General features: G+C 65.5%; 22 protein-coding genes and 1 riboswitch. Of the genes, 12 read left to right on the top strand and 10 right to left on the bottom strand.

Annotation, left to right across the window (positions count from 1 at the left end):
- Positions 1–312: 312 nt before the first annotated feature.
- From E2I15_RS25345 to uca, 7 genes are all read left to right on the top strand, one after another.
- Entirely contained in the window at positions 313–2100 is a 1788-nt protein-coding gene (locus E2I15_RS25345; RefSeq protein WP_137477001.1) for a peptidoglycan-binding domain-containing protein, read from the top strand.
- A 334-nt stretch (positions 2101–2434) separates the two neighbouring features.
- Positions 2435–2545, top strand: a riboswitch (guanidine-I (ykkC/yxkD leader).
- A gap of 78 nt (positions 2546–2623) precedes the next feature.
- Positions 2624–3697, top strand: coding sequence for a putative urea ABC transporter substrate-binding protein (locus E2I15_RS25340; protein WP_137476923.1), 1074 nt, complete (start codon positions 2624–2626; stop codon positions 3695–3697).
- 31 nt (positions 3698–3728) lie between these two features.
- Positions 3729–4547 (top strand): ABC transporter permease, encoded by an 819-nt coding sequence (locus E2I15_RS25335; RefSeq protein WP_137476924.1) that lies wholly within the window; start codon positions 3729–3731, stop codon positions 4545–4547.
- Positions 4544–5377: an ABC transporter ATP-binding protein gene (locus E2I15_RS25330; protein ID WP_137476925.1), complete on the top strand. Its 834-nt coding sequence runs from the start codon at positions 4544–4546 to the stop codon at positions 5375–5377. The genes E2I15_RS25335 and E2I15_RS25330 overlap by 4 nt, the downstream gene beginning before the upstream one ends.
- Complete coding sequence (locus E2I15_RS25325) at positions 5374–6219, top strand: urea amidolyase associated protein UAAP1 (protein ID WP_137476926.1); 846 nt, start codon at positions 5374–5376, stop codon at positions 6217–6219. Before E2I15_RS25330 ends, E2I15_RS25325 begins: the two co-directional genes overlap by 4 nt.
- Positions 6216–6869: an urea amidolyase associated protein UAAP2 gene (locus tag E2I15_RS25320; RefSeq protein WP_137476927.1), complete on the top strand. Its 654-nt coding sequence runs from the start codon at positions 6216–6218 to the stop codon at positions 6867–6869. Before E2I15_RS25325 ends, E2I15_RS25320 begins: the two co-directional genes overlap by 4 nt.
- A 3-nt stretch (positions 6870–6872) precedes the next feature.
- A complete protein-coding gene (gene uca, locus E2I15_RS25315; RefSeq protein WP_137476928.1) occupies positions 6873–10415 on the top strand; it encodes an urea carboxylase in 3543 nt (1180 codons plus the stop codon).
- A 125-nt stretch (positions 10416–10540) separates the two neighbouring features.
- On the opposite strand, the gene E2I15_RS25310 is transcribed toward uca, so the two are convergent.
- Complete coding sequence (locus E2I15_RS25310) at positions 10541–10831, bottom strand: hypothetical protein (RefSeq protein WP_196238938.1); 291 nt, start codon at positions 10829–10831, stop codon at positions 10541–10543.
- 316 nt (positions 10832–11147) lie between these two features.
- Here E2I15_RS25310 and E2I15_RS25305 point away from each other — a divergent pair, with 316 nt between their 5' ends.
- A complete protein-coding gene (locus tag E2I15_RS25305) occupies positions 11148–12059 on the top strand; it encodes an AraC family transcriptional regulator ligand-binding domain-containing protein (RefSeq protein ID WP_246667916.1) in 912 nt (303 codons plus the stop codon).
- Positions 12037–12186 carry a helix-turn-helix domain-containing protein gene (locus E2I15_RS39730; RefSeq protein ID WP_349629414.1) on the top strand — a complete coding sequence of 50 codons (150 nt, stop codon included), beginning with the start codon at positions 12037–12039 and terminating at the stop codon, positions 12184–12186. The genes E2I15_RS25305 and E2I15_RS39730 overlap by 23 nt, the downstream gene beginning before the upstream one ends.
- 295 nt (positions 12187–12481) lie before the next feature.
- Here the strand turns inward: E2I15_RS39730 and E2I15_RS25300 are convergent, their stop codons facing one another.
- The 6 genes from E2I15_RS25300 to E2I15_RS25275 all read right to left on the bottom strand — a co-directional run bounded on the left by E2I15_RS25300 (position 12482) and on the right by E2I15_RS25275 (position 19509).
- Positions 12482–13177 (bottom strand): ABC transporter ATP-binding protein, encoded by a 696-nt coding sequence (locus E2I15_RS25300; RefSeq protein WP_016847028.1) that lies wholly within the window; start codon positions 13175–13177, stop codon positions 12482–12484.
- Entirely contained in the window at positions 13177–13926 is a 750-nt protein-coding gene (locus E2I15_RS25295; RefSeq protein ID WP_137476929.1) for an ABC transporter ATP-binding protein, read from the bottom strand. The genes E2I15_RS25300 and E2I15_RS25295 overlap by 1 nt, the downstream gene beginning before the upstream one ends.
- Positions 13923–15215, bottom strand: coding sequence for a branched-chain amino acid ABC transporter permease (locus E2I15_RS25290; protein WP_137476930.1), 1293 nt, complete (start codon positions 15213–15215; stop codon positions 13923–13925). The genes E2I15_RS25295 and E2I15_RS25290 overlap by 4 nt, the downstream gene beginning before the upstream one ends.
- The gene (locus tag E2I15_RS25285; protein ID WP_137476931.1) at positions 15212–16159 is read right to left on the bottom strand and encodes a branched-chain amino acid ABC transporter permease; all 948 of its coding nucleotides are present in this window, start codon (positions 16157–16159) and stop codon (positions 15212–15214) included. The genes E2I15_RS25290 and E2I15_RS25285 overlap by 4 nt, the downstream gene beginning before the upstream one ends.
- A gap of 159 nt (positions 16160–16318) precedes the next feature.
- Positions 16319–17557 carry a branched-chain amino acid ABC transporter substrate-binding protein gene (locus E2I15_RS25280; protein ID WP_028341314.1) on the bottom strand — a complete coding sequence of 413 codons (1239 nt, stop codon included), beginning with the start codon at positions 17555–17557 and terminating at the stop codon, positions 16319–16321.
- 404 nt (positions 17558–17961) lie between these two features.
- Positions 17962–19509 carry a TetR/AcrR family transcriptional regulator gene (locus E2I15_RS25275; RefSeq protein ID WP_155262558.1) on the bottom strand — a complete coding sequence of 516 codons (1548 nt, stop codon included), beginning with the start codon at positions 19507–19509 and terminating at the stop codon, positions 17962–17964.
- Between E2I15_RS25275 and E2I15_RS25270 the strand changes: the two genes are divergently transcribed.
- Together E2I15_RS25270 and E2I15_RS25265 are read left to right on the top strand one after the other, a co-directional pair.
- Positions 19435–20499: a ketopantoate reductase family protein gene (locus E2I15_RS25270; RefSeq protein WP_137476932.1), complete on the top strand. Its 1065-nt coding sequence runs from the start codon at positions 19435–19437 to the stop codon at positions 20497–20499. The genes E2I15_RS25275 and E2I15_RS25270 overlap by 75 nt on opposite strands.
- 138 nt (positions 20500–20637) lie before the next feature.
- Complete coding sequence (locus E2I15_RS25265) at positions 20638–20832, top strand: hypothetical protein (RefSeq protein ID WP_137476933.1); 195 nt, start codon at positions 20638–20640, stop codon at positions 20830–20832.
- Positions 20833–21112: 280 nt separating this feature from the next.
- Here E2I15_RS25265 and rnk read toward each other — a convergent pair whose 3' ends face one another.
- From rnk to E2I15_RS25250, 3 genes are all read right to left on the bottom strand, one after another.
- Complete coding sequence (rnk, locus tag E2I15_RS25260; RefSeq protein WP_244980786.1) at positions 21113–21532, bottom strand: nucleoside diphosphate kinase regulator; 420 nt, start codon at positions 21530–21532, stop codon at positions 21113–21115.
- A gap of 300 nt (positions 21533–21832) precedes the next feature.
- Positions 21833–22363, bottom strand: coding sequence for a chromate transporter (locus E2I15_RS25255; protein ID WP_038384313.1), 531 nt, complete (start codon positions 22361–22363; stop codon positions 21833–21835).
- On the bottom strand, positions 22360–22926 hold the full coding sequence (locus E2I15_RS25250; protein ID WP_137476934.1) for a chromate transporter: 567 nt from the start codon (positions 22924–22926) through the stop codon (positions 22360–22362). Before E2I15_RS25250 ends, E2I15_RS25255 begins: the two co-directional genes overlap by 4 nt.
- Positions 22927–23042: 116 nt before the next feature.
- Here E2I15_RS25250 and E2I15_RS25245 point away from each other — a divergent pair, with 116 nt between their 5' ends.
- Complete coding sequence (locus E2I15_RS25245) at positions 23043–23960, top strand: LysR family transcriptional regulator (protein WP_196238937.1); 918 nt, start codon at positions 23043–23045, stop codon at positions 23958–23960.
- The last annotated feature ends 113 nt before the right edge of the window (positions 23961–24073 follow it).

Raw genomic sequence — 24073 nt, 5'->3', positions numbered from 1 at the left:
CTGAACATCGACGTGACGGCGAACCCACGCCTCATTTCAAAACGGCAAAGCGCGGCCATCGGTTCCTGAAGGATGATCGCGTGGCAGTTCCCTTGGTGAGAAATGTCGCGTCGCTGCGGCATCTAGGAACGGTGCGGGCGGCGACGCTGTTTTCTCAGAGTTCACCGGTGAGAAGCGCACACGGCTGTGCCGCGTCCTCGCCGGCTTTGTTGGAATGCGGCCGCGGTGCGGAGCGCGCCGGCCATTGGCGCCAGCTTCGCAATCCGGGTAGCCGCCAAGCTCCAGGAGGAATTGGTAATGCAGAGCAAGATCATGAAGAGCAAATTTCTGCTGACGACGGCCGTGCTGTTGGCCGGCGTCAGCCTCGCATCGGCGCAGGGCATGCGCGAGGGCGGCGGCGGGGGCGGCATGGGTGGTGGCAGCGTGGGTGGCGGCGGAAGCGTCGGCACAGGCGGTGGCGAACACGGCCGATCCGCAGGCCCGTCGGCCGGCAGCTCCGGCGGTGCAATGCATGGCAGTCCCGGGACGTCTCGAAGCGAAGGCACGACGGTCGGTCGCGGCCAAGGCGGCACACGAGAAAGCCAAGGCGCGCGAGAGGGCGGTCGGGCCGAAGGTCAGATGGGCCGCGGTGCGGCCGAGCGCGGCCAGACCACCGGCCAGGCCCGCGAGAGCGGCCGGGCCGAGCAGGGCCAGCGCGGCCAGAGCAAGCAGGAGCAGACCGTCGGCCAGAGCCGAAACCAGCGCGAGCAGATGGGCCGATCTGAATCCCGCGAACGCGGTGGCACCACGACGCGGCAAAGCCAGCAGCAGCAGGAGAACCGCGCCAACACAGTGAACCGCGGCCAGGGGACCACGACCGGCCAAGGGACGGCTCAAGGGACGGCTCAGGACAAGGCTCAAGGCAAGACTGAAGGCAAGACGACCGGCCAGAGCACGACCACGGGCCAGGCAAAGGGTGCGAACACGACCACCGGCCAGAGCCCGACGGCAGCCCCGAATACGCGAGCCGGCCAGACCACGGGCGCGGCCGCTCCGCAGTCCGGTACGACGCAAAACCGGATGAACCCCGGACAGACCACCGGTCAGGCTCAGGGACAAGCCGGGACAACCGCTCAGACCCAGGCCCAGTCGAACGCCACGGTCCAGACCGAGGCTGGGCGCACCGTGACCGCGCAGCAGCAGAGCACGATCCAGCGCTCGGTGCTGTCGGCGCGCAACGCGCCGCGCGTCAATGTCAGTACGATCAACTTCGCGGTCAATCCGGGCGTGGTGGTGCCGCGGAGGTTCAACGTGGTGTCGGTCGCCGCCTTCCCGGCGCTGATCGATGCGTTCCCGTATTATCGCGACGACAGCTTCTTCGTCGTCGAGGATGAAGTCGTGTTCCTCGATCGCGAGCGCCGTGTCGTCGACGTCGTCCCGGTCGGACCGCGGACGCGCTTCAGCCATCGCGGCGGTGGTGGTGGCGGTAGCGTTGCGATGATGGACCTGAACCCGCAGCAGATCCGCGAGGTGCAGCAGCTGCTGATCGACCGCGGCCTGCTGGTCGGCGAGGCTGACGGCGTATTGGGATCGCGGACCCGCGAGGCGCTGATCACCTTCCAGCGTCAGGAGGGCATCACGACCAGCGGCAGCATCGACACGCGCACGGTGACTGCGCTGGGCCTGTCGGATCGGATCGGTCAGGGCGCGGGCGCGTCGTCGACGGTCGGCCAGAGTCGCACCCAGCAGAACACGACTGGACAGACGACTGGTCAGATTAACAACGCGCCGCAGAACCAGTCGACCGGCCAGACCGGCGCCCAGCAGCCTGCCCAGCAGAACACGACCGGGCAGACCACGGGTCAGGCGAACTCGCCGCAGAACCAGTCGACAACCGGCCAGAGCGGAAATCAGCCGTCCGCTCAGCAGCAGGCCCCGCAGCAGAATACGACGGGCCAGGCTGCGCCGCAGAACCAGTCGACCGTCGGTCAGGGCAGCGGCAACCAGCCAAATGCCGGCCGGGATGCGCAGTCCAGCCAGCCCAACCAGAACAACAATCCGCCGTCGTCAGGCTCAGGCCAGAGCCCGCAGACGCCGGCGCAAAACTCCGATCGGAAATAGAATCCGTGGACAGGGGCCCCGCTGCAGAGCGGGGCTCTTTTCTTGCGATCTTGCGATCAGCCTTTCACGCCGGACTTCGGCACCAAACCGAACCGGCCGTGCAGCCCGCGCCACAGGCCGGCGCACAGAACGCTCAGAAGCTTGCGCATCGAACTCCCCTCGACATCAGCCATCGTGCGATCCTGCTGATGCGGGCGGCGAAAGGACAGAGCCAATTCTGAGCAGGTCTGCGCAATCTTTAAGCAAGGCACCGTCGCGGCGCCGCGGTGCGCGCCGAAAAATCTCATGAGATTCAACTGCCGGCCCGCTGGCACGCCTCGTGCATCAATGGCGCTGAGTTGGCCGCTAGGGTTCCGATCTTGCCAAGCAAGGTGCTGGTCCGAGAGCAGCCGCTTGCGGGGGAGACATCCCCGCAGGTGCACGGCGGGATAAAAGCCCGGGAGACCTCGTCAGCCAAGGGATTGGCGGAGCGATGGTCTTTTCGCCAGTCCCTTTTTGTGAAATTTCGCAAGAGGGATCGGCAATGAACAAATTCGTTTTCTTCCTTCGCTCTGTTGTCATCGGCTGCGCGGTCGTGCTCGCGGCTGCGCCTGCGGCCGACGCTGCGCCGAAGAAAAGCTTCAAGGTCGCCTGGTCGATCTATGTCGGGTGGATGCCGTGGGGCTATGCGGCCGACACCGGCATCGTCAAGAAGTGGGCCGACAAATACGGCATCGCGATCGAGGTCAAGCAATTCAACGATTACGTCGAATCGATCAACCAGTACACCGCCGGCGGCTATGACGCCGTCACCATCACCAACATGGACGCGTTGTCGATTCCGGCCGCTGGCGGCGTCGACACGACAGCGGTCGTGATGGGCGATTTCTCCAACGGCAACGACGCGGTGATCCTGAAGAACAAGGCCGATCTCGCCGCGATCAAGGGGCAGACGGTCAACCTGGTCGAGTTCTCGGTGTCGCATTATCTGCTGGCGCGCGCGCTCGAGACCAGCAAGCTGAGCGAGAAGGACGTCAAGGTCGTCAACACCTCCGACGCCGATATCGCGGCCGCCTACAAGACGCCTGACGTCAGCGCGGTGGTGACCTGGAATCCGATCGTGACCGAAATCCTCGGCTCGCCCGACGCGAAAAAGGTGTTCGATTCCTCGCAGATTCCCGGCGAGATCATGGACCTGATGGTGGTGAACACCGCGGTCGCCAAGGACAATCCGGATTTCGCCAAGGCGCTGGTCGGCATCTGGTACGAGACGCTGTCCAAGATGACGGCGAACGATGCCGCGGCGAAGGCCGCCAAGGAAGCGATGGCCAAGGCCTCCGGCACCGACCTTGCCGGTTTCGACAGCCAGCTCTCGACCACAAAACTGTTCGACAAGGCGACCGATGCCGAAGCCTTCACGCGCAGCCAGACGGTCGGCGCGACCATGGATCGGGTCCGGAAATTCCTGTTCGAGAAGGACCTGCTCGGCAAGGGCGCAAAATCGGTCGACGCGGTCGGGATCGAGCTCGCCGACAAGTCGGTGCTCGGCGACAAGTCGAACGTCAAGCTGCGCTTCGACCCGACCTACATGGACGAAGCCGCCAAGGGCAAGCTGTGACCATGTAGTGCGCATCAGGCAGGAGCCGACCATGCGACTTGTGAACATACGGCCGGGACGGCAGACGCGGTTCTATCTGCTCGCGCTGCCGTTCCTGTTGGTCGCAATCGCCTACTTCGCCGGCTCCAGCGCGCGGCTCGCGCAGAACCCCAACGACAAGCTGCTGCCGGCGCTGCCGAGCATGGTGCAGGCGGTCAAGCAGATGGCGTTCGAGGTCGATCCGCGCACCGGCAGCTATCTGATGGCCTCCGACACTGTCGCCAGCCTGGGGCGGCTGGGCTCGGCGCTGGCGATCTCGACGGTGGCGGCGCTGGTGCTCGGCATCGTGATCGGGCTGTTGCCGGGCGCCAACGCCCTGCTCGGGCCGTTCGTGTCTGTCACGTCGATGGTGCCGCCGCTGGCGCTGTTGCCGATCCTGTTCATCGTGATGGGGCTCGGGGAGAATTCCAAGATCGCGCTGATCGTGATCGGGACGCTGCCCTGCATGATCCGCGATCTCGCCATGAAGGTGCAGGAGCTGCCGCGCGAGCAGATCGTCAAGGCACAGACGCTCGGCGCCTCGACCTGGCAGATCGCGCTGCGGGTCGCGATGCCGCAAACCCTGCCGCGGCTGATCGATGTGCTGCGCCTGCAGCTCGGGCCGGCGTGGCTGTTCCTGATCGCGGCCGAGGCGATCGCCTCCGATTCCGGGCTCGGCTACCGGATCTTCCTGGTCCGGCGCTATCTCGCGATGGACGTCATCATCCCCTACGTCGCCTGGATCACGCTGCTGGCGTTCCTGATCGATGTCGGCCTGCGTGTCATGCAGCGCAAGCTGTTTCCCTGGTTTGCGTCGGTGAGGGCGGAATGAGCGCGATCCGTTTCGACGACGTGTGGAAGGAATATGGCGACCACATCGTGCTCGAGCGCATCACGATGGAGGTCGAGCCGCGCGCCTTCATCGCGCTGGTCGGCCCGTCCGGCTGCGGCAAGACCACGCTGCTGCGCATGCTGCTCGGCGAGGAGCAGCCGACCCGCGGGCAGATCCTGGTCGACGGCAAGCCGTTGGCCGGCGAGCCGGACGCCGACCGCGGCGTGGTGTTCCAGCGCTACTCGGTGTTTCCGCATCTGACGGTCTTGCAGAATGTCATGCTCGGCCGCGAACTGCGCGACGCCAAATTCACCGGCCGGCTGTTCGGCGCCGCGCGGCGCGCCGCCGCCGACGAAGCGATGAAGCTGCTCGCCGAGGTCGGGCTTGCCGGTCAGGAGAGCAAATATCCGTCCGCTTTGTCGGGCGGCATGCAGCAGCGCCTCGCGCTGGCGCAGGCGATCATGCGCGGCCCGAAGATCCTGCTGCTCGACGAGCCGTTCGGCGCGCTCGATCCGGGTATTCGTGCCGACATTCACCTTCTGATGAAGCGGCTCTGGAACGAGACCCATCTCACCGTCGTGATGGTGACGCATGACCTCAGCGAGGCCTTCGGGCTCGCGACGCGCGTGATCGCGCTGGAGCGGCAACGCAACCGGCCCGAGGAGCGCGAGCGCTACGGCGCCACCGTGTCGCGCGACCTGGAGATCTTTCCGCGCCGCAGCGCGGAGCCGCGGTCCATCACTCAACCAGCTCCGACCGGGACGACCCGGTCAGGCAAGGAGCATCAGCCGGGACGGCCCGGCGCTCTCGTCTTGAAGGAGCAACCATGATCCTGTCAGAGGAACAAAAGGCCGAGATCGCCGCGCATACCCGGCGGTATAACGAGCTGAAGGCGGCGGGGCAGGAGCACGCGCCGCGGGCACTGCCGGCGCCGACTGCGCGCGACGCCGCGCCGATCGATGCCGACACGGTCATTCACCGTGAGACGATCCCGTCCGGCTGGTACTGGACCACGCGGCTGAACCGCGGCGACACCCTGCGCATCGTCAACACGTCGGGGGCGTCGACCGTCAGCCTGCTCGCCTGGAACAGCGCCGACACCACCGAGCGGCTCAACCACGCCGACACCATCAAGGTGCAGTGGGCGGCGCGGCTGCAGAAGGGGCGGGTGCTGCTGTCCGACATGGGGCGCGCGCTGCTCGGCATCACCGAGGACAGCAGCGCCGCGCATGATGCCGTGGTCGGCGGCTCGACCGCGGCGACCAACCTGGCCAAATACGGCGACGGCAATTTCCGCAACACGCGCGACAATTTCATTCTCGCCACGGCCAAGCTTGGCCTTGATCGCCGCGACGTCCATCCCTGTGTCAGCTTCTTCGCACCGGTCGCGATCGACGCCGACGGCAAGTTTGTCTGGTCGGAGCAGCGGCGGCAGCAGGGCGATTTCGTCGATCTGCGCGCGGAGATGGAGCTTCTGATTGCGCTGTCGAACTGCCCGCATCCGCTCGATCCCGCGAAAATCTATCCGCAGGCGAGTGTGGAGATCGTGCGCTATCGCGCGGCCGCGCCCATGGCCGACGATCTGTGCCGGACCGCCACCGCGGAAGCGGTCCGCGCCTATCAGAACAATGCGCTGTATCTCGGCGAAACCCTGGAAGGAGCCGTGCGATGACCACGCAATCTGTTCGCACCGGCGGCCGCATCGTTCTCGATGTCGAAATTCCCGCGCGCAAGCCGTGGTCGGCGATCATCCGCAAGGGTCAGACGCTGCGGATCACCGATAGCCATGGCCAGCAGGCGGTCGACACGCTGTTCTATTGCGCCAGTGATTTCGGCGAGCGCTACAGCGGCCAGGACACGCTGCGCGCGCAGGGCTCGGCCTATGTCGGGCTCGGCACCAGGATCATGTCCAACGAAGGCCGCGTGATGCTGCGCGTGACAGCGGACAGTTGCGGCCTGCACGATACGTCGGCGGGCGCCTGCTCCTGCGAGAGCAACACCGTACGGTTCGGGCACCAGACCCGCTACCAGCACGCCTGCCGCGAGAATTTCGTGATCGAAGCCGCGAAATACGGCATGTCGAAACGCGACATCGTGCCGAACCTGAACTTCTTCATGAACGTGCCGATCGATCCCGCTGGCAATTTCACTGTGGTCGACGGCGTCTCCAGGCCCGGCGACGCCATCGAGCTGGTGGCCGAGATGGACGTGCTGTGCCTGATCTCGAACTGTCCGCAGATCAACAATCCCTGCAACGGGTTCTTCCCGACGCCGGTTCAGGTCACGATCTTCGACGTCGCGATCTTCGAGCCGGAGGCGTGAGGCATGTTCAGCAAGGTCTTGATTGCCAACCGCGGCGAGATCGCCGGGCGGATCGGCAGAACATTGCGCCGCATGGGCATCGGCTCGGTCGCGGTCTATTCCGACGCCGACCGCTTTACCCGGCCGGTGCTCGACGCCGACGAGGCGGTGCGGATCGGTCCTGCGCCCGCCGCGGAGAGCTATCTCAATGTCGATGCGATCATGGCGGCGTGCCTTGCCACCGGTGCGCAGGCGGTCCATCCCGGCTACGGCTTCCTGTCGGAGAACCGCCGCTTCGCCGAGCGGCTCGCCGAGCATGGCATCAAATTCATCGGGCCACGGCCTGAACATCTCGACGCCTTCGGCCTCAAGCACCGCGCGCGTGAGATCGCCGAGCGCAGCGGCGTGCCGCTGCTGCCGGGCTCCGGGCTGCTCGAGACCATCGACGAGGCGATGCTGCAGGCGGAAGCGATCGGCTTTCCGGTGATGCTGAAGAGCACGGCGGGCGGCGGCGGCATCGGCATGCAGCTTTGCCACGACATGGCGACGCTGCGCGAGCGCTTCGAATCGGTGCAGCGCACCGCGCGGGCAAGCTTCGGCGACGCCCGGGTCTATCTCGAACGGTTCGTCGCCCGTGCCCGCCATATCGAGGTGCAGATCTTCGGCAATGGCAAGGGCGACGTGGTCGCGCTCGGCGAACGCGATTGCTCGCTGCAGCGGCGCAACCAGAAAGTCTTTGAGGAGACGCCCGCGCCGGGGCTGTCCGCCGACATCCGCCGGCGGCTGCATGCGGCCGCGGTGTCGCTCGGCAAGACCGTGTCTTATGAATCTGCCGGCACGGTGGAGTTCATCTACGACGTCGAGCGTGAGGATTTCTACTTCCTCGAGGTCAACACCCGCCTGCAGGTCGAGCATCCCGTCACCGAGCAGGTCACCGGCGTCGACCTCGTCGAATGGATGATCCGGCAGGCGGCCGGCGACGACGTGCTCGGCCAGGCGGGCGCGCTCGCGCCAAAGGGAGCTGCGATCGAGGTCCGGCTCTATGCCGAGAATCCGGGCGCCGGCTTTCGTCCGAGCGCGGGCCGCCTGACGCAGGTCAGCTTTTCGCCGGATGCGCGGATCGACGGCTGGATCGAGACCGGCACCGAAGTGTCGCCGTTCTACGATCCGATGCTGGCCAAGATCATCGTTTCAGCCGAGACCCGCGAGGCCGCGATCGCGCGGCTTTCACAGGCGCTGGACGATACGGTCGTCGCCGGCATCGAGACCAATCTCGACTATCTGCGCGCGATTGCAGCCTCCGACGTGTTCCGCGGCGGCCAGGTGGCGACGAGCGTGCTCGGCGCCTTCGCCTATCGGCCGCGCACCATCGACGTCGTCGCGCCGGGGGCGCAGAGCGGGGTGCAGGAATTGCCCGGCCGCTTGCATCTCTGGCATGTCGGCGTGCCACCGAGCGGGCCGATGGATGAACGGTCGTTTCGCCTCGCCAATCGCGTGGTCGGCAATCCGGAGACCACGACGGCGCTGGAGCTGACGGTCAACGGACCGACCTTGCGCTTCAACACCGATGCGATCGTCGCGCTCTCGGGCGCGCAGATGAAGGCATCGCTCGACGGCACCGATGTCGCGTATGACGAACCGCTCGCCGTGCGCGCGGGCCAGACGCTCGCCATCGGCAGCATCAAGGGCCCGGGCCAGCGCAGCTATCTCGCCGTGCGCGGCGGCATCGACGTGCCCGAAATTCTCGGGTCGCGTGCCGTGTTTGCGCTCGGCGCCTTCGGCGGCCATGCGACGGGTTCGCTGAAGGCCGGCGACGTCTTGCATGTCGGCGCCGAGCCATCGGGCCTTGCGGCGCCGCGGCCCGCCACGGAGGACGAGCGGCCGCAACTCACGTCGGCCTGGCAGATCGGCGTGGTCTACGGCCCGCACGGCGCGCCGGACTTCTTCCTCGACGAGGATATCGAAACGCTGTTCGCGGCGAGCTATGAGGTGCATTTCAACAGCGCGCGCACCGGCGTGCGGCTGATCGGGCCGAAGCCGCGCTGGGCCCGTGCCGATGGCGGCGAGGCCGGGCTGCATCCGTCGAACATCCACGACAACGCCTACGCGGTCGGCTCGATCGACTTCACCGGCGACATGCCGATCATCCTCGGCCCCGATGGACCGAGCCTCGGCGGCTTCGTCTGTCCGGCAGTGGTCGCGCGCGACGAGCTCTGGAAGGTTGGCCAGCTCCGGCCCGGTGACACCGTCCGCTTCGTGCCGGTGAAACGCGACGATCCGGTCGCCGGCCCCACGGTGCTGCGCGCGCCCGAACTTGGATCGGCGATCGTCGGTCGCAATGATGACGGCCCGATCCCGGTGGTCTATCGCCGCGCCGGCGACGACAATCTCCTGGTCGAATATGGCCCAATGGAGCTCGACATCGCGCTGCGGCTGCGGGTGCATGTGCTGGCGCAGGCGCTGGAGGAGGCGAAGCTCGCCAGCCTGATTGATCTGACGCCCGGCATCCGCTCGCTGCAGATTCACTATGACGGCACCGCGTTGTCGCGCGGAAAATTGCTCGACGTGCTGCGGCGGATCGAACGCGAATTGCCGCCGGTCGATGCGATGCGGGTGCCGAGCCGCACCGTGCATCTGCCGCTGTCGTGGCGCGATCCGCAGGCCGAGCTCGCGATGCGCAAATATCAGGAGCTGGTGCGCGCGGATGCGCCGTGGTGTCCGTCGAATGTCGAGTTCATCCGGCGCATCAACGGACTTGCGAGCGAGGACGATGTCCGCCGCATCGTGTTCGACGCCGATTACTTCGTGCTCGGCCTCGGCGACGTCTATCTCGGCGCACCGGTGGCGACGCCGCTCGATCCGCGGCATCGGCTGGTGACCACGAAGTACAACCCGGCGCGGACCTGGACGCCGGAGAACGCGGTCGGGATCGGCGGCGCCTATATGTGCATCTACGGCATGGAAGGGCCGGGCGGCTACCAGCTGTTCGGCCGCACCATCCAGGTCTGGAACACCTGGCGCACCACGCGGGTGTTCGAGCCCAATCATCCCTGGCTGCTGCGGTTCTTCGACAAGATCCGCTTCTTCCCGGTCGACGCCGATGAACTGCTCGACGCCCGCGCCGCGTTCCCGCACGGCCAATACGACATCCGGATCGAAGAGCGCGAATTCTCCTACGCTGACTACGCCAGGTCGCTGGCCGAGGCGCGGCCGTCGATCGCGGCGTTCAAGGCAACGCAGCAGTCAGCGTTCGATGCCGAGCGCCAGCGCTGGCGCGAGATGAAGCTCGACGAGGCACCGGCGGAGTCGGTCGATGCGGGTGTCACGGCGACGGGGATTCCCGACGGTCAGATCGGCGCGTTTTCCGAAGTACCCGGCAACGTCTGGAAGGTCCTGGTCGAGGAGGGCGCCAAGGTCGCGGCCGGCGACGTGCTGGCCATCATCGAATCCATGAAGATGGAGATCTCGGTGCACGCGCCCGCGGCGGGCCGCATTGCGTCGGTGCCGGTGAAGCCCGGCCAGACGCTGCGCGCGGGCGATGTCGTGGCGTTGCTCCGGCCGGGCTAGCACGGCTACACGGCCGCGCCGAAGCATGATCCGGAAAAGTGCGAATGCGAAGCGATTTTCCGAAAAGATCATGCTCAAACAAAGAGCCAAAGCGCGATGACGATTCAACCTGATCACATCGCGCTTTAGTCCTTGGGATCGGCCGGTGGGACGCGCGGAGGGGGCGTCCCGCCCTCTTTCTCCGGCCGCTGCGAGCGTTGATCATCAATTGACGCGTTTTGCCTTAACACCCGATCGATCTTCATCCTTACGCGGCGTGCCGCCAGCAATCCCAGGACCGCCTGAACCGTTCCCGAGAAGTTGCGATCGCCGATGGAAAACGAGTAACGCCAGGTGCCCGCAGCCTCGCCTTCAATGATCGTGTAATGAATTGAACGATGAATGCCGCTATACTGGGCACGTGTTTCTTCAACCACGACCTAACTCATATGGCCGTTCGCTTCGGCGCCAATCGTCTGCCCCAGCGAATTTGCATGCTTGACCAAGCCCATGACGAGTTCGCCCCGCGCGGGCCCGATTGGAAGCCGACTGCCGTCGTTTCAAGGCAGCAGTAGAGTGGCCGCGAAGCAATCGGCTAGACGATTTGCGTCCGTTGCGTCTTGCGATCCCGGGTCATTAAATTGCGAGATGGTGTCAGACCGGATGCCTCGAACCCATGAGCCCGTTTGACATAGGTCAAAATCCGATCCCGGAAGCTCCCGACGCTGAGCCACGAACACAGTTCGGTGCCGAATGAAAACCGCGACACGCCGTGCAAGCGCCTTGCCGTCGATACCGAGCTCTGCCGGGGGGATCGCGCGTCTCGCATGTGCCCGGCTGCGGGATGCGCAGATTGATCCGGCCCCGATCGTGTCAGCTGCAGGCCTGGCAATCGACGACGTCGAGGACCGCAAGCGCCGCATCGATGCGCGAGCGCAGGTCAGGCTGCTCGAACTCGCCGCAAGGGAATTGCAGGACGACTGCTTTGGATTCCATCTGGCTCAAGGCTTCGAGCTGGGGGAGATCGGGCTTCTGTACTACGTCATGGCTTCATCGGAGCATCTCGTTGATGCCTTGCAAATCGGCGGACGCTACTGCGCGATCAACAACGAGGGTGTGCGGTTGCGGAGCTCGCTGGATCGCGGCTTCGCCATCGGCTTCGAATATGTCAACATCGATCGGTCGTCGGATCGTCACCATGCGGAGTTCTGGCTGGTTGCGCTGATCCGTATTTGCCGCGCGCTGACTGACGGCAGGCTGGTCCCGAAGCAAATCAAGTTGAGGCACTCCAGACGAGAAACGCCGTTGGATGTGCGATCCCTTCTCGGATGCGAGATCGAATTTGCGGCGGACAGGGACGAGCTCTTGTTTCCGTCCCGGATCGGCGCATTGCCTGTCGTGGGTGCTGATCTGCATCTCAACAGGATGTTGCTCCAATATGCCGACGAAGCGCTTCGTAACCGGGCACCAAGACGAAGCAGCGTGCGATCTCGCGTCGAAGGCCATATCGCCCAGCTGCTTCCGCACGGCAAAGCCAATGCCGAGGCGGTCGCGCGTCGTCTTGGCATGAGCCGGAGGACGCTCGCTCGAGCGTTGTCGTCGGAGGGGGCGGACTTCTCAGACGTTCTCAAGGCGTTTCGAATTGCCCTTGCCCGCCGAAGATGAGGAACTGCCGATTTCCAAAATCGCGTGGCTATTGGGCTACGGCGAGGTCTCTTCCTTCACACATGCGTTCGTCCGTTGGACCGGCTTGACGCCAAGGGCCTATCGCAGTTCGAATGGCGATCGGTGATGGGCTGACACGAGCTCTCAAGTAGCTGGCACAGACTAGCAAGACCTGGCGGAGCGCACTCCGCTAGGGCAGTCCCATGCGGTCGAGCCTCTTTTCCCAACTCGCGTGTCGCTGTCGCCGCGCTTCGGCCGCGGTTTTCGGCCCCATGACCAGGGACGACTGGCTATTCCTGGCTTCGATAATTTGTTTCCACAGTCTCTTGGTCGTGCTGGTCTGGGTCGTGTTCGCGAACTGAACTGACGGCGCCGCTCTACGCCGACGTTCGATCGCTTCGTCTATTCGCCGGTGTCCCGCCTCAAACCTCGAGCCATTCCTCGCGGACGGCGGCATTCGACTTGAGCTGGTCGGGGGTGCCTTCGAACACGACGCGGCCGTGGCCCATGATGTAGACCCGGTTCGAGATCTTCATCGCGATCGACAGCTTCTGCTCGACCAAGAGGATGGCGACGCCGGCCTTGGCGATCCGCGCGATCAACTCGCCGACCTGCTGCACGATCAACGGCGCCAGGCCTTCGGTCGGCTCGTCGATCATCATCAATTCGGGGTCGCCGAGCAGCGTGCGGCAGGTGGTCAGCATCTGCTTCTCGCCGCCCGACAGCACGCCCGCCGGCGTATCGGCGCGCGCGGCGAGGTTCGGGAACATGTCGAGCATCTCCTGCAGCCGCCACTTGCCGGGGCGGCGCGGGTCCTTGATGCCGAGGATCAGGTTCTGGCGCACCGTCAATCCGGGGAAGATGTCGCGATGCTCCGGCACGTAGCCGAGCCCGAGGCGGGCGATCTTGTGGCTCGGCAACCCGGCGATGTCCTGGCCCTTGAAGCGGATGGTGCCTTGCGGCGGCACCTCGCCCATGATCGCCTTGACCGTGGTGGAGCGGCCGACGCCGTTGCGCCCCAGCAGGCTGACCACCTCGCCGGCCGCGATATCGAGATCGACGCCCTGCAGGATGTGGCTCTTGCCGTAATAGGCGTGAAGATTCCTGACCTCGAGCATCAGTCGATCTCCTCGCCGAGATAGGCTTCCTTGACCTTCGGGTTGCCGCGGATCTCCTCCGGGGTGCCGGAGGCGATGATGTGACCGTAGACCAAGACCGAGATGCGGTCGGCGAGGCCGAACACCACGCTCATGTCGTGCTCGACGATGACCAGCGTGCGTCCCTCGGTGAGGCGGCGGATCAGCGCGACGGCGCGCTCGGTCTCGGCGTGGCTCATGCCCGCGGTCGGCTCGTCCAGCATGATGACGCTGGCGCCGCCCGCGATCGTGATGCCGATCTCGAGCTCGCGCTGCTCGGCATAGGTCAAAAGGCCCGCCGGCACGTCGCGGCGGTGGCTGAGATGGATGTCGTCGAGGATCTGCGCGGTGCGCTGCTTCACCTCGGGCAGATTGTCGACGTTCTTCCAGAACGCGTAGCGGTGGCCGGTCGCCCACAGCACGGCGCAGCGGACGTTCTCCCACACCGTCATGCGGGCGAACACGTTGGTGACCTGGAACGAGCGCGACAGCCCGCGCCGGTTGATCTCGAACGGCCGCAAGCCCGAGGTCACCTCGCCGTTGAGGCGGATCTCGCCCGAGGTCGGCTTGATGTGGCCAGAGATCAGGTTGAACGTCGTCGACTTGCCGGCGCCGTTGGGGCCGATGATGGCGTGACGCTCGCCCTTGGCGACGCTGAGGTTGAGGTCGCGGATGATCTGGACATTGCCGAAGATCTTCTCGACGGCGTTGACTTGAATGGCAGCGGTCATGCGAGATACCCCCGGTCACGGGCCACCGTCGCGGCGCGGTCCCAGGCTTCCGCAACGCGCCGCCAGGTGATGCGCGCGACCAGGAAGCCGCCGACGAGCAGAACCGCCGCGGCCGCCCAGGTCGTCGGCGCCGTCGCGACGAAGGGAACGCCGAGCAGGTTGATCGCATCGCCGCCCGAGAAGCGCGCAACGGTTTCGATGGTCAAGATGATGCCGAGCGCCAGCGCCAGCGTCGGGATCGCCGCGACCAGATAGGACGGGATCACGGTGCCTAGCGTTCCGGCGCGGATCAGCGGACGGTGCTTCATCAGGATGCCGGCGATGCCGCCGGGTGCGAACATCACGATGCCGATGAAGATGATGCCGAAATAGAGCTGCCAGACCGAGGTGACGCTGGTCAGCCCGAGCTGCAGATAGGTCACCAGAATGGCGCCGAGGACCGGCCCGAAGAAATAGGCGGTGCCGCCGATGAACGCGGAGAACAGCACGAGGCCCGATTGCGTCGCGCCGAGATAGGCCGAGTTGGCGATCTCGAAATTGATCGCGGTCAGCCCGCCGGCGATGCCGGCAAAGAAGCCGGCGAACATGTAGGCGAGATAGCGCACCACATGCGGATCGTAGCCGATGAACTCGACCCGTTCCGGATTGTCGCGCACCGCGTTGCAGATCCGCCCGAGCGGCGTGCGGGTCAGCGCATACATCGCGATCGCCGACACCATCACCCAGAACGCGATCAGGTAATAGACCTGGATCTGCGGCCCGAAGGTCCAGCCGAACATCGGCATCAGCGAGGTGCGGTCGGTGGTGATGCCGGACTCGCCGCCGAACACGCTGCGCAGGATCAGCGACGACGAGGCGACCAGTTCGCCGATGCCGAGCGAGATCATCGCGAACACGGTGCCGGCGCGCTTGGTCATCACCCAGCCGACGAGGAGGGCGAACGCCATGCCGCCGATGCCGCCGACCAGCGGGATCACCGGCAGCGGGATCGGCCAGTTGTGGCTCGCGACCGCATTCATGACATGCACGGCGAGGAAACCGCCAAGGCCGTACTGCACCGCGTGTCCGAACGACAGCAGCCCGGTCTGGCCGAGCAGGATGTTGTAGGACAGCGCGAAGATGATCGCGATGCCGATCAGGCTGAACGAGGTCAGCGAGCCGCCGGCGCCGAACACCAGCGGCAGCGCGACGAGCGCGACCGCGGCGAGCAGCCAGACGGCATAGAAGCTCAGGGCGCTGCCGGGCTCCTGCTTGGCCGCAGCGATGGAGGGCGTGGAAGCGTTGGTCATGACTCGCGCGTCCCCAGCAGGCCCATGGGGCGGAAGATCAGGACCAGCACCAGCAGCACATAAGGCAGGATCGGCGCGATCTGCGCGATCGTGACGTTCCAGATGTCGGTGAGCGGCGAGGGACCGAGGCTCGGATCGAGCGGGCCGAACACGCTGGCGAGCGACCCGTTCAGCGCGACCGCGAAGGTCTGGATCAGGCCGATCAGGAGCGAGGCGATGAAGGCGCCGGGCAGCGAGCCGAGGCCGCCGAACACGATGACGACGAACAGGATCGGGCCGAGCAGCGCGGCCATGTCGGACTGCGTCACCAGCGACGGGCCGGCGATGACGCCGGCGAGGCCCGCGAGCGCGCTGCCGACGCCGAACACCAGCATGAAGACGCGGCCGACATTGTGGCCGAGATGGCCGACCATGCTCGGATGGGTCAGCGCGGCTTGCACGATCAGTCCGACGCGCGTCTTCTTCAAGGTGACCAGCAGCGCGATGAAGATCACGACCGACACGACAAGCATGAAGATCTTGTAGGCGGGGTAGTTGGTCGAGAACACGGTGAAGGCGGGGAAGTCGAGTGCCGCCGGGACGCGGTAGTCGACCGGGCTCTTGCCCCAGATCATCGAGACGATCTCTTCGATCGCGAACGCCAGTCCGAAGGTCAGCAGCAGTTCGGCGACATGGCCGTGCTTGTGGGTGTTGCGCAGGCCGTAGCGCTCGACCGCCATTCCGACCGCGCCGACCAGCAGCGGCGCCAGCACCAGGGCCGGCCAGAATCCGATCCAGCGGGTGAGCTGAAAGCCGAAGAACGCGCCGAGCATGTAGAAGCTGGCATGCGCGAAGTTCAGCACGCCCATCATGCTGAAGATGACGGTGAGCCCGCTGGACAACAGGAACAGCAGCATGCCGAACAGGACGCCGTTGAGCGTCGAGATGACGATCAGCTCAGCCACGGCGCACTCGCTTGAGACTGGAACGGTTCACGTGATCAAAGACCTGTCGGTGAAATGAACTGCTTGTCATTCCGGGATGGTGCGCAAGCACCAGACCCGGAATCTCGAGATTCCGGGCTCGATGCTTGCGCATCGCCCCGGAATGACTGAGGCGGCCGATCAGGGCCGCTTCATGTTGCAGGTGGTCGGAAGCATCGTTTGCGCGGTGTCGATCTTGGACACGATACGCCAGCCCCAGCCGGTGTTTTCCTCGTCGAACGGCTCCTTGGTCTTGTCGGCCAGCGAGCCGAACGAGGAGATGTAGATCGGCTGGAAGAACTGGTGGTCGTCCTTGCGGATGAAGCCCTCGCCGCCGTCGAACACTTCGAACTTCATGCCTTCGAGCGCGGCCGCGACCTTCACCGGATCGATCGAATTGGCCTTCTCGGCGGCCGCCTTGAACATCCGCATCTCGTTGACCGCGCGCGGATACCACACGGAAATGCCGGTCTTGGCGCGGAAGTCCTTCTCGAAATCCATCGCCGCCTTGTTGCCGGAGTTCGGGACGCCTTCGCTGATCTGGAACACCTGGCTCTCGAGGCCGGCCTGCTTGATCGCGGTCGGTCCACCGGCGCCGCCGGCATAATAGGTGTACCAGTTGACCTTGAGGCCGGCGTCGGCCGCCGCCTTCAGCAACAGCGCGAAGTCCTGGCCCCAATTGCCGGTCACGACGGTGTCGGCGCCGGACGCCTTGATCTTGGCGATGTAGGGCGAGAAGTCGGTGACCTTGAGCATCGGGTGCAGTTCGTCGCCGACGACCTGGATATCCGGCCGCTTTTCGCCCAGCATCTTGCGCGCCGTTGATCGCACCGACTGGCCGAACGAATAGTCCATGTTGATCAGATAGACCTTCTTGATGGACGGCTGGCCCTTCATGTAGTTGGTCAGCGCTTCCATCTTGATGTCCGAGTTCGCATCCCAGCGGAAATGCCAGTAGCTGCACTTCTCGTTGGTCATCGCCGGATCGACCGCGGCGTAGTTGAAGTAGAGCACTTCCTTGCCGGGGTTGCGCGAATTGTGCTTGGTGACGAAGTCTTCCAGCGCCGCTCCGACCGATGAGCCGTTGCCCTGGGTGATGTAGTGGACGCCGGCGTCGACCGCCTTCTGCGCCTGCACCAGGCTTTCCTGCGGATTGGTCTTGTTGTCGAGCGGGACGATCTCGACCTTGTGGCCGAGGATGCCGCCCTTGGCGTTCAACTCGTCGGCGAGATACTGAAACGTCTTCAGGCCGCCTTCGCCCACGCTGGCGCCGCCGCCGGAGAGCGGATCGATATAGCCGATCTTGATGGATTCCTGCGCGGACGCCGCGCCTCCCAACACCGTCAGCGCTGCCGCGGCGGCAACGATCAGCCTATGCATCCTGCGTTCTCCCTTGCTCGAGTTTCTTGATCTTTAGCGATCGAGGCCGTCTCATAACCCCAATCGCCGAACCTTCGCAACTTTCGCTTTGAATACCGCGTCAAGTTTTAGCGTGAAGGTATGAAGGTATCATGATGTTATAGGCTATATGCCGTCGGAATCGGGCACCGCTTTGAATTACAGGTAAACTTTTGGGTGGGGCTCACGCTGGTTTCGGGTTCGGAACCGGCGCCGACCGTGGTCCTGCTCCAAACCTCCCCTTGAAAAGGGGAGGTCGCTTTGCTCGTCAGAGCAAAGCGGGTGGGGATCTAGTCTCACCATAAACACCGGCGTCTGCGGCTGACCCCCAGCCCGACCTTCCCCCCTTCAGGGGGAAGGAGAACTGAGATCGTTGACGTCGAAGCTCAGGCCGGATGTCGCCGCGGCTTGAGGCCCGCGAGGAATAGCCGCGCGAAATGATCGGCGATCTCGGCTGGAGACCAGTCACGCCGGGTCTTGAACCAGATCGGATACCAGTGGCCCATTCCGGTGAGAATGCGCTCCGCGAAATAGGTATCGATGCGGCGGAAACGGCCCTCGTCGATCCAGCGCTGATAGCTGTTCTGGTCTTGCCGGATCGTCGCCAGCACGTCTCCGACATAGGCTTTCCGGTCGGCGTCGTTGAGATAGTTGATGTTGTGGTAGGTCGCTTTTGGGCCGCAGGGCGTGTCGTGCAGCATCAACAGCAGGCGGATTCGCTGCACGATGTGATCGAACGCCCCAAGGCTGTGCTCTTGCAGATGCTCGCGAATGCTGACCTCGCCGGCGAGCCCGCGTCGCAGGCAGGCCAGCAGCAGGCTCTCTTTTTCGCTGAAATGATAGTAGATGCCGGCGCGGGTCATGCCCGCATCCACGGCGATGCTCTCGAGCGACGTGCCCGACGCGCCCCTGCGATTGAAGCTGTCGGAGGCAATCGACAGCATCCGGTCGAACTTTGCGGCCCGCTTGTTCAATGCTGCGCGAGCCTCGAGGAACGGGGCGAGGCTGAGCGCCTCGGGCATTTTGGGAAGCGCGATCTCGCGCCGGTAGACTCCGTGCGTGATGATGTCGTCGATGGCATCGATCGCCTGTTGCCGCGTGTAGTAGTCGCGTTCGGACAGCCAGAACGGAACCCAGTCCAGGACGGAGATCAGCGCCACCGCCGTGAGCAGCGGCTCGTCGCAGGCGATCGAGCCGTCCGCCACGCCCCGATCGAGGATGTCCGCGAGCAGCGCGGCATTCTGCCAGCGCCTGGCATGGACCTCGCTGCTGTAGGGCGCGGCCAGCGCGTCGATATCGCTGAACAGGATCATGCGCTGGCCCTCGGGCCTCAGCCTGCCGCGCACGAAACGCCTGACGATCTCGAGCCCGTCGATGCCGGGCTCGGCGGCCGCCTCGATTTCGTGGCGATAGATCGCAAGGCCGCGCAGATAGCAGTGGAAGATCAGATCTTCCTTGTCGCGGAAATAGTGGTACAGCGCGCCCGGCACGGCCTGCACCGATGCTGCGACCTGCTCCATCGTCACGTTGGCATAGGAGTGCCGGGCAAACAGCCGGGAAGCTGAGACGAGGATTTCTTCAGCCCGATCCGTCGGGTCGGCGGCGATTTGCAAGCTCGAATGCCCTTCCTGATCGCGGAACGAAAGTGCGTACGCGAGATAATCCCCTTGGCAGCCGCTTGTCGATCTGCGATAGACGTTGGCATACCATACACCAGATGGCCTTGATTGTCTGGTGATTTGGCGATCGCCGGCCCGTGGATGCGGGGCGGCCAATATCGACCGGGCATCGGTTCGGCAGCAGCTTCGGACAGGATTTTGGAGAGCAAGCCTTTCGTGAGGAGGGCTGTTGGAGAGAGCATGGCGCGCAACATTCTGATTTTGGGAGCTTCTTACGGCTCCCTGCTGGGGACCAAGCTGCTGATGGCGGGTCACAACGTGTCACTGGTGTGCCGCAAGAACACCGCCGACCTGATCAACCGCGAAGGTACCGAGGTGCGGATCAAGCTGCGCGACGAGAAGGAGCACCGCTCGATCTTCTCGCGCGATCTGCCGGGCAAGCTGGACGCCGTCACGCCCGCCGACGTCGACGTGTCGCGCTACGACATGGTCGGCCTTGCGATGCAGGAGCCGCAATACACCAACCACACGGTCCGCGTGCTGATGATCAAGATCGCGGCGGCGAAGCTGCCCTGTCTGTCGATCATGAACATGCCGCCCTTGCCGTATCTGAAGCGGATCCCCGCGCTCGCCGGCATGGACCTCGAGGAGGCCTACACCAACGCGCAGGTGTGGGAGCGCTTCGAGCCGGGCCTCGTCACGCTGTGCTCGCCCGACCCGCAGGCCTTCCGTCCGCCGGAGGAGAAGGCCAATGTGCTGCATGTCGGCCTGCCGACCAACTTCAAGGCCTCCGCCTTCGCCGACGACAAGCACAACAAGGTGCTGCGCGAGCTCGAAGCCGACATCGACGCCGTGACGCTCGACGGCCAGGACGTTCCGGTGAAGCTGAAGGTGTTCGATTCGCTGTTCGTGCCGCTGGCGAAGTGGTCGATGCTGCTGACCGGCAACTACCGCTGCATTACGCCATCGGAGCCGCAATCGATCCGCGACGCCGTGCATGGCGACCTCAAGCGCTCGCAGGCGATCTATGATCACGTCGACGCCATCGCGCGCAAGCTCGGCGCCGATCCCGCGGACCAGGTGCCGTTCGCGAAATACGCCAAGGCCGCGGAAAGCCTGCTCAAGCCGTCATCGGCGGCCCGTGCGGTCGCCGCCGGCGCGCCCTTCATCGAGCGCGTCGACCTGCTGGTGAAGCTGATCTCGCACCAGCTCGGTACGCCGAGCGCCGAGATCGACCGCACGGTCGAGACGGTCGATCAGAAGCTGAACGAGAAGATCGTGCAGGGCGGCTCCGGCGCGGAGTGACAGAATGGCTGGCGAGGGCATGCGTGTCCTCGCCATGCATCGGCGATCGGCAAGGCCGGCAATTGCGGCTACCGAACGCATGGCTCGGCGCTGTCCGGCTGAGGTAGGCTCGCGCAGCTGCGGTTGGGAGCAACGGACATGCCGAGCAAATCGCTTCCTCTCCTTGCAATCTACGGCGACCTCGATCGCGCACGCGACATCATGCGCGCCTGGCAGCCGCTCGATCATCTCGCCCCCGAAGACGCCGAGATCGTCGTGAAGGCGATCGCCGAAGGCATCGCGCGCGGGCGCCGGCACGGGCTCGAGATGGGGCAGTGTCATCAGGCGGCATAGGTGCGCTTGCGTATCGCGACGTGTTTCTTGTGAGGTGAGCACGCTCGTCAGGCTCCCTCTCCCCTTGCGGGAGAGGGTGGGGAGAGGGGTGGCTCCGGGCGAGAGGGTCGACGTGAAGTCAGCGCTCGCAATCTCGGCTACTCGTCGTGTGTGCTCGACTGAATGGGAGAAAGCGCGCCGTGTGGCACCCCTCTCCCCAGCCCTGCCCCGCAAGGAGGGGCGGGAGCCCTTCCGCCAGTGACTCCCTTACGAGAAGTTAGTCACCAACGCGAAGCGACCGCTAGCCCTGATGCGTCACGGCCAAAACCGTCACCGAACGCGTCTGCTGGCTCGGTGTCTGAAAATCGATCGTCTGGCCGACCGACAATCCGATCAGCGCCGCGCCGACCGGCGTCAGCACCGAGATGCGCCGCAGCGCGATGTCGGCTTCGTGCGGGTAGACGAGCACGACCTCCCTGACGTCGCCGGTCTCGTCGTCGCGGTAGCGCACAAGCGAGCCCATGCGGACTACGTCATGCAAATCGGCATCGTCGGCGACGAGCTGGGCGCGGTCCGTCTCGCGTGCGAGGAACTGGGCGACGCGGGGAAACACAGCCATGCTGGAATCGGCCAGCGCGCTGAGGCGATGCGCCTCGCTCGCGGTGATGACGATCGGCGGCAATGCCGGGGCGGTAAAGCTGCTCTGAATGGTTCGGGTCATGTCGGTTGATCTTTGTGGTTGATCGGAGGCGCACGAGCGCCGGCGCGCGGATATCTCGCGACGCGACGGACTGAAATGATTTGATGGCGTCGAGGAATCCGGACGGCGTGCGATCGCCGGCCGGCTAATTGCCTGCGTGCAAACGTCCGGCGCGCAATTCGCGGCGCGCAATACGGGTGTCGATGCGGAGCGTGTCGATCATGGCACCATCAACATAGCCGCTGGCGACGGCGCATCCATTGCGGCGAAAGCGCGCACGCGGCCGCGTGGAACGATGCGCCATCGCCGACGGACCGAGCGTCAGGGCTGTCCAATGCCGGACAGGCCGAGCACTGCGCCGGCAGCAAGCGCGACAAGCGGATGGATGCGGGTCGTGGTGGTAGCGATCGCGACCATTGCCGCGATCAGGATCGTGCCCCAGCTCGAGGCCGATGCGTGGGTAATGACGATGGCGCTGGCGGTGACGAGCCCGGCGGTGACCGGAACCAAACCGGCCTGCACGGTGCGGCGCCAGGGCCGGTCCTTGAAGCGTTCCCAGAGCCGAAGCGCGAAGCCTGTCACCAGCGACGACGGACCGAACTTGGCGAGCGACGTCACCAGCACGCCGGAGAAGCCCGCGACGTGCCAGCCGACCAGCGGCACCACCATCATGTTCGGCCCGGGTGCGGCCTGCGCCAGCGCGAACAGCGCGCCGAATTCCTGCGCCGTCATCCAGTGATGGACGTCGACCACCTGACGCTGCATCTCCGGCAGGATGGTGTTGCCGCCGCCAAAGGCGAGCAGCGAGAGCTCGGCGAAGATCAGCGCGAGCGTGACGAGGGTTGCGCTCATGACGCCTGCCGCGACCTGAGGACAATGCTGAGCGGCGCCAGCGTCAGCAGGGTCGGCAGCAGCGGCAAGCGAAACACGGCGATCGCCAGCACGCAGAGCGCGCCGATGAACAGGCCGACCACATCCCGCCGCAGCGGCCAGGCGATCTTGATTGCGGTGGAAATCAGCAGCCCGGCTGCCGCGGCGGCGAGACCGCCGAACAGATGACGGACGACCGGGTCGTCGGCGAAGCGGCCATAGATCACGCCAAGGCCGATCACGACCGCGGTCGGCACCGCGATCAGGCCGAGGATCGCCGCGAACGCGCCGGGAATGCCGCGAAACTTCAGCCCGACCGCAACCGACATGTTGATGATGTTGCCGCCGGGCAGAAACTGGCACAGCCCGAGCAGGTCGGTGAACTCCGCGCCGGTGAGCCAGCCGCGCTTCTCCACCATCATGTGGCGTGCCAGCGGCAGCACGCCGCCGAAACCGGTCAGTCCGAGAATGAAGAAGCCCGTGAACAACTCGCCGACATCGGGTGCGACATGCTTGGTGGTTTGCGCGGCGGGGATGGCGTCCATCGGCGGGGCGGCTCCGGTTCGATTGTTCTTCGAGCGGACTCTAGTTGGCCGCGTGCCAAATATCCAATATATGGATAAGGGAATTTGCATATCCATTGCATATGGATTGCCTGCCCATGATCGAGCTGCGCCATCTCCGCTATGCCGTCGCGGTCGCCGAGGAAGGCCATATCACCCGCGCCGCCGCGCGACTCGGCATCCAGCAGCCGCCGCTGAGCCAGCAGATCCGCGCGCTGGAGGCCGCGATCGGCGCGCCGCTGTTTCGCCGGCAGCCGCGCGGGGTCGAACTGACCGCCGCCGGCCGTGCCTTCGTCGGCAAGGCGCGCGCGATCCTGCGCGACGCCGACCTTGCCGTCGAGGCCGCGCGCCGCGCGAGCCGCGGCCAGGAAGGCCAGCTGGCCATCGGCTTCACCTCTTCGGCCGCTTTCCATCCCTTCGTCACCGGCGTGATGCGCGAAATGCGCGAGCGCGCGCCGGCGATCACGCTGTCGCTCGAGGAGGCCTCGACCGGCGAGTTGATCGCAGCCGTCGAGGCCGATCGGCTCGATGCCGCATTCGTGCGCGCACCAAGCGAGCGGCTGGAGACCCTCACGATCACGCATCTGCTCGACGAGGAGATGGTGGTTGCACTGCCGGACCATCATCCGCGCGCCCGCAAGGACACGCGGCGGCGGATTTCGCTGGCGTCGCTCGCCGACGAGCCGCTGATCCTCTACCGCCGTCCGACCGGGCCGGGCCTCTATGACAGCATCATCGCCGCCTGTCGTGCCGCGGGCTTCAGCCCGAAGGTGGCGCAGGAGGCGACGCGGATGGTGTCGACGCTCAGCCTGGTCGCGGCGGGGCTCGGCATTTCGATCGTGCCGGAATCGATGGCGCGGCTCGAGACCGCCGGCGTGTCCTATCTTCGCCTCGACCGCGCCACGGGCCTCGTCGCGCCGCTCGCGCTGGCCCGCAAGAAGGGCCCCGCCGGCGGCACGCTCGGCCGCCTGCTCGGGATTGTGACGCGGCGGGTAAAGGACCGCGCCGGCGATTAGTGGAGCCTGCGCGACGTAGCAGAATGTCGCCGCTGCCGCCGATGGCGTGGAATGTGGGGAGTTTGGCGAACGCGCGCGTTCGGGCGCGGCTAGACAGCTCCATCGAATCCGGT

This window comes from Bradyrhizobium sp. BR2003 (assembly GCF_009720285.1).
Taxonomy (GTDB): domain Bacteria; phylum Pseudomonadota; class Alphaproteobacteria; order Rhizobiales; family Xanthobacteraceae; genus Bradyrhizobium; species Bradyrhizobium elkanii.
This window is presented reverse-complemented; position numbering and strand designations above follow the sequence as displayed.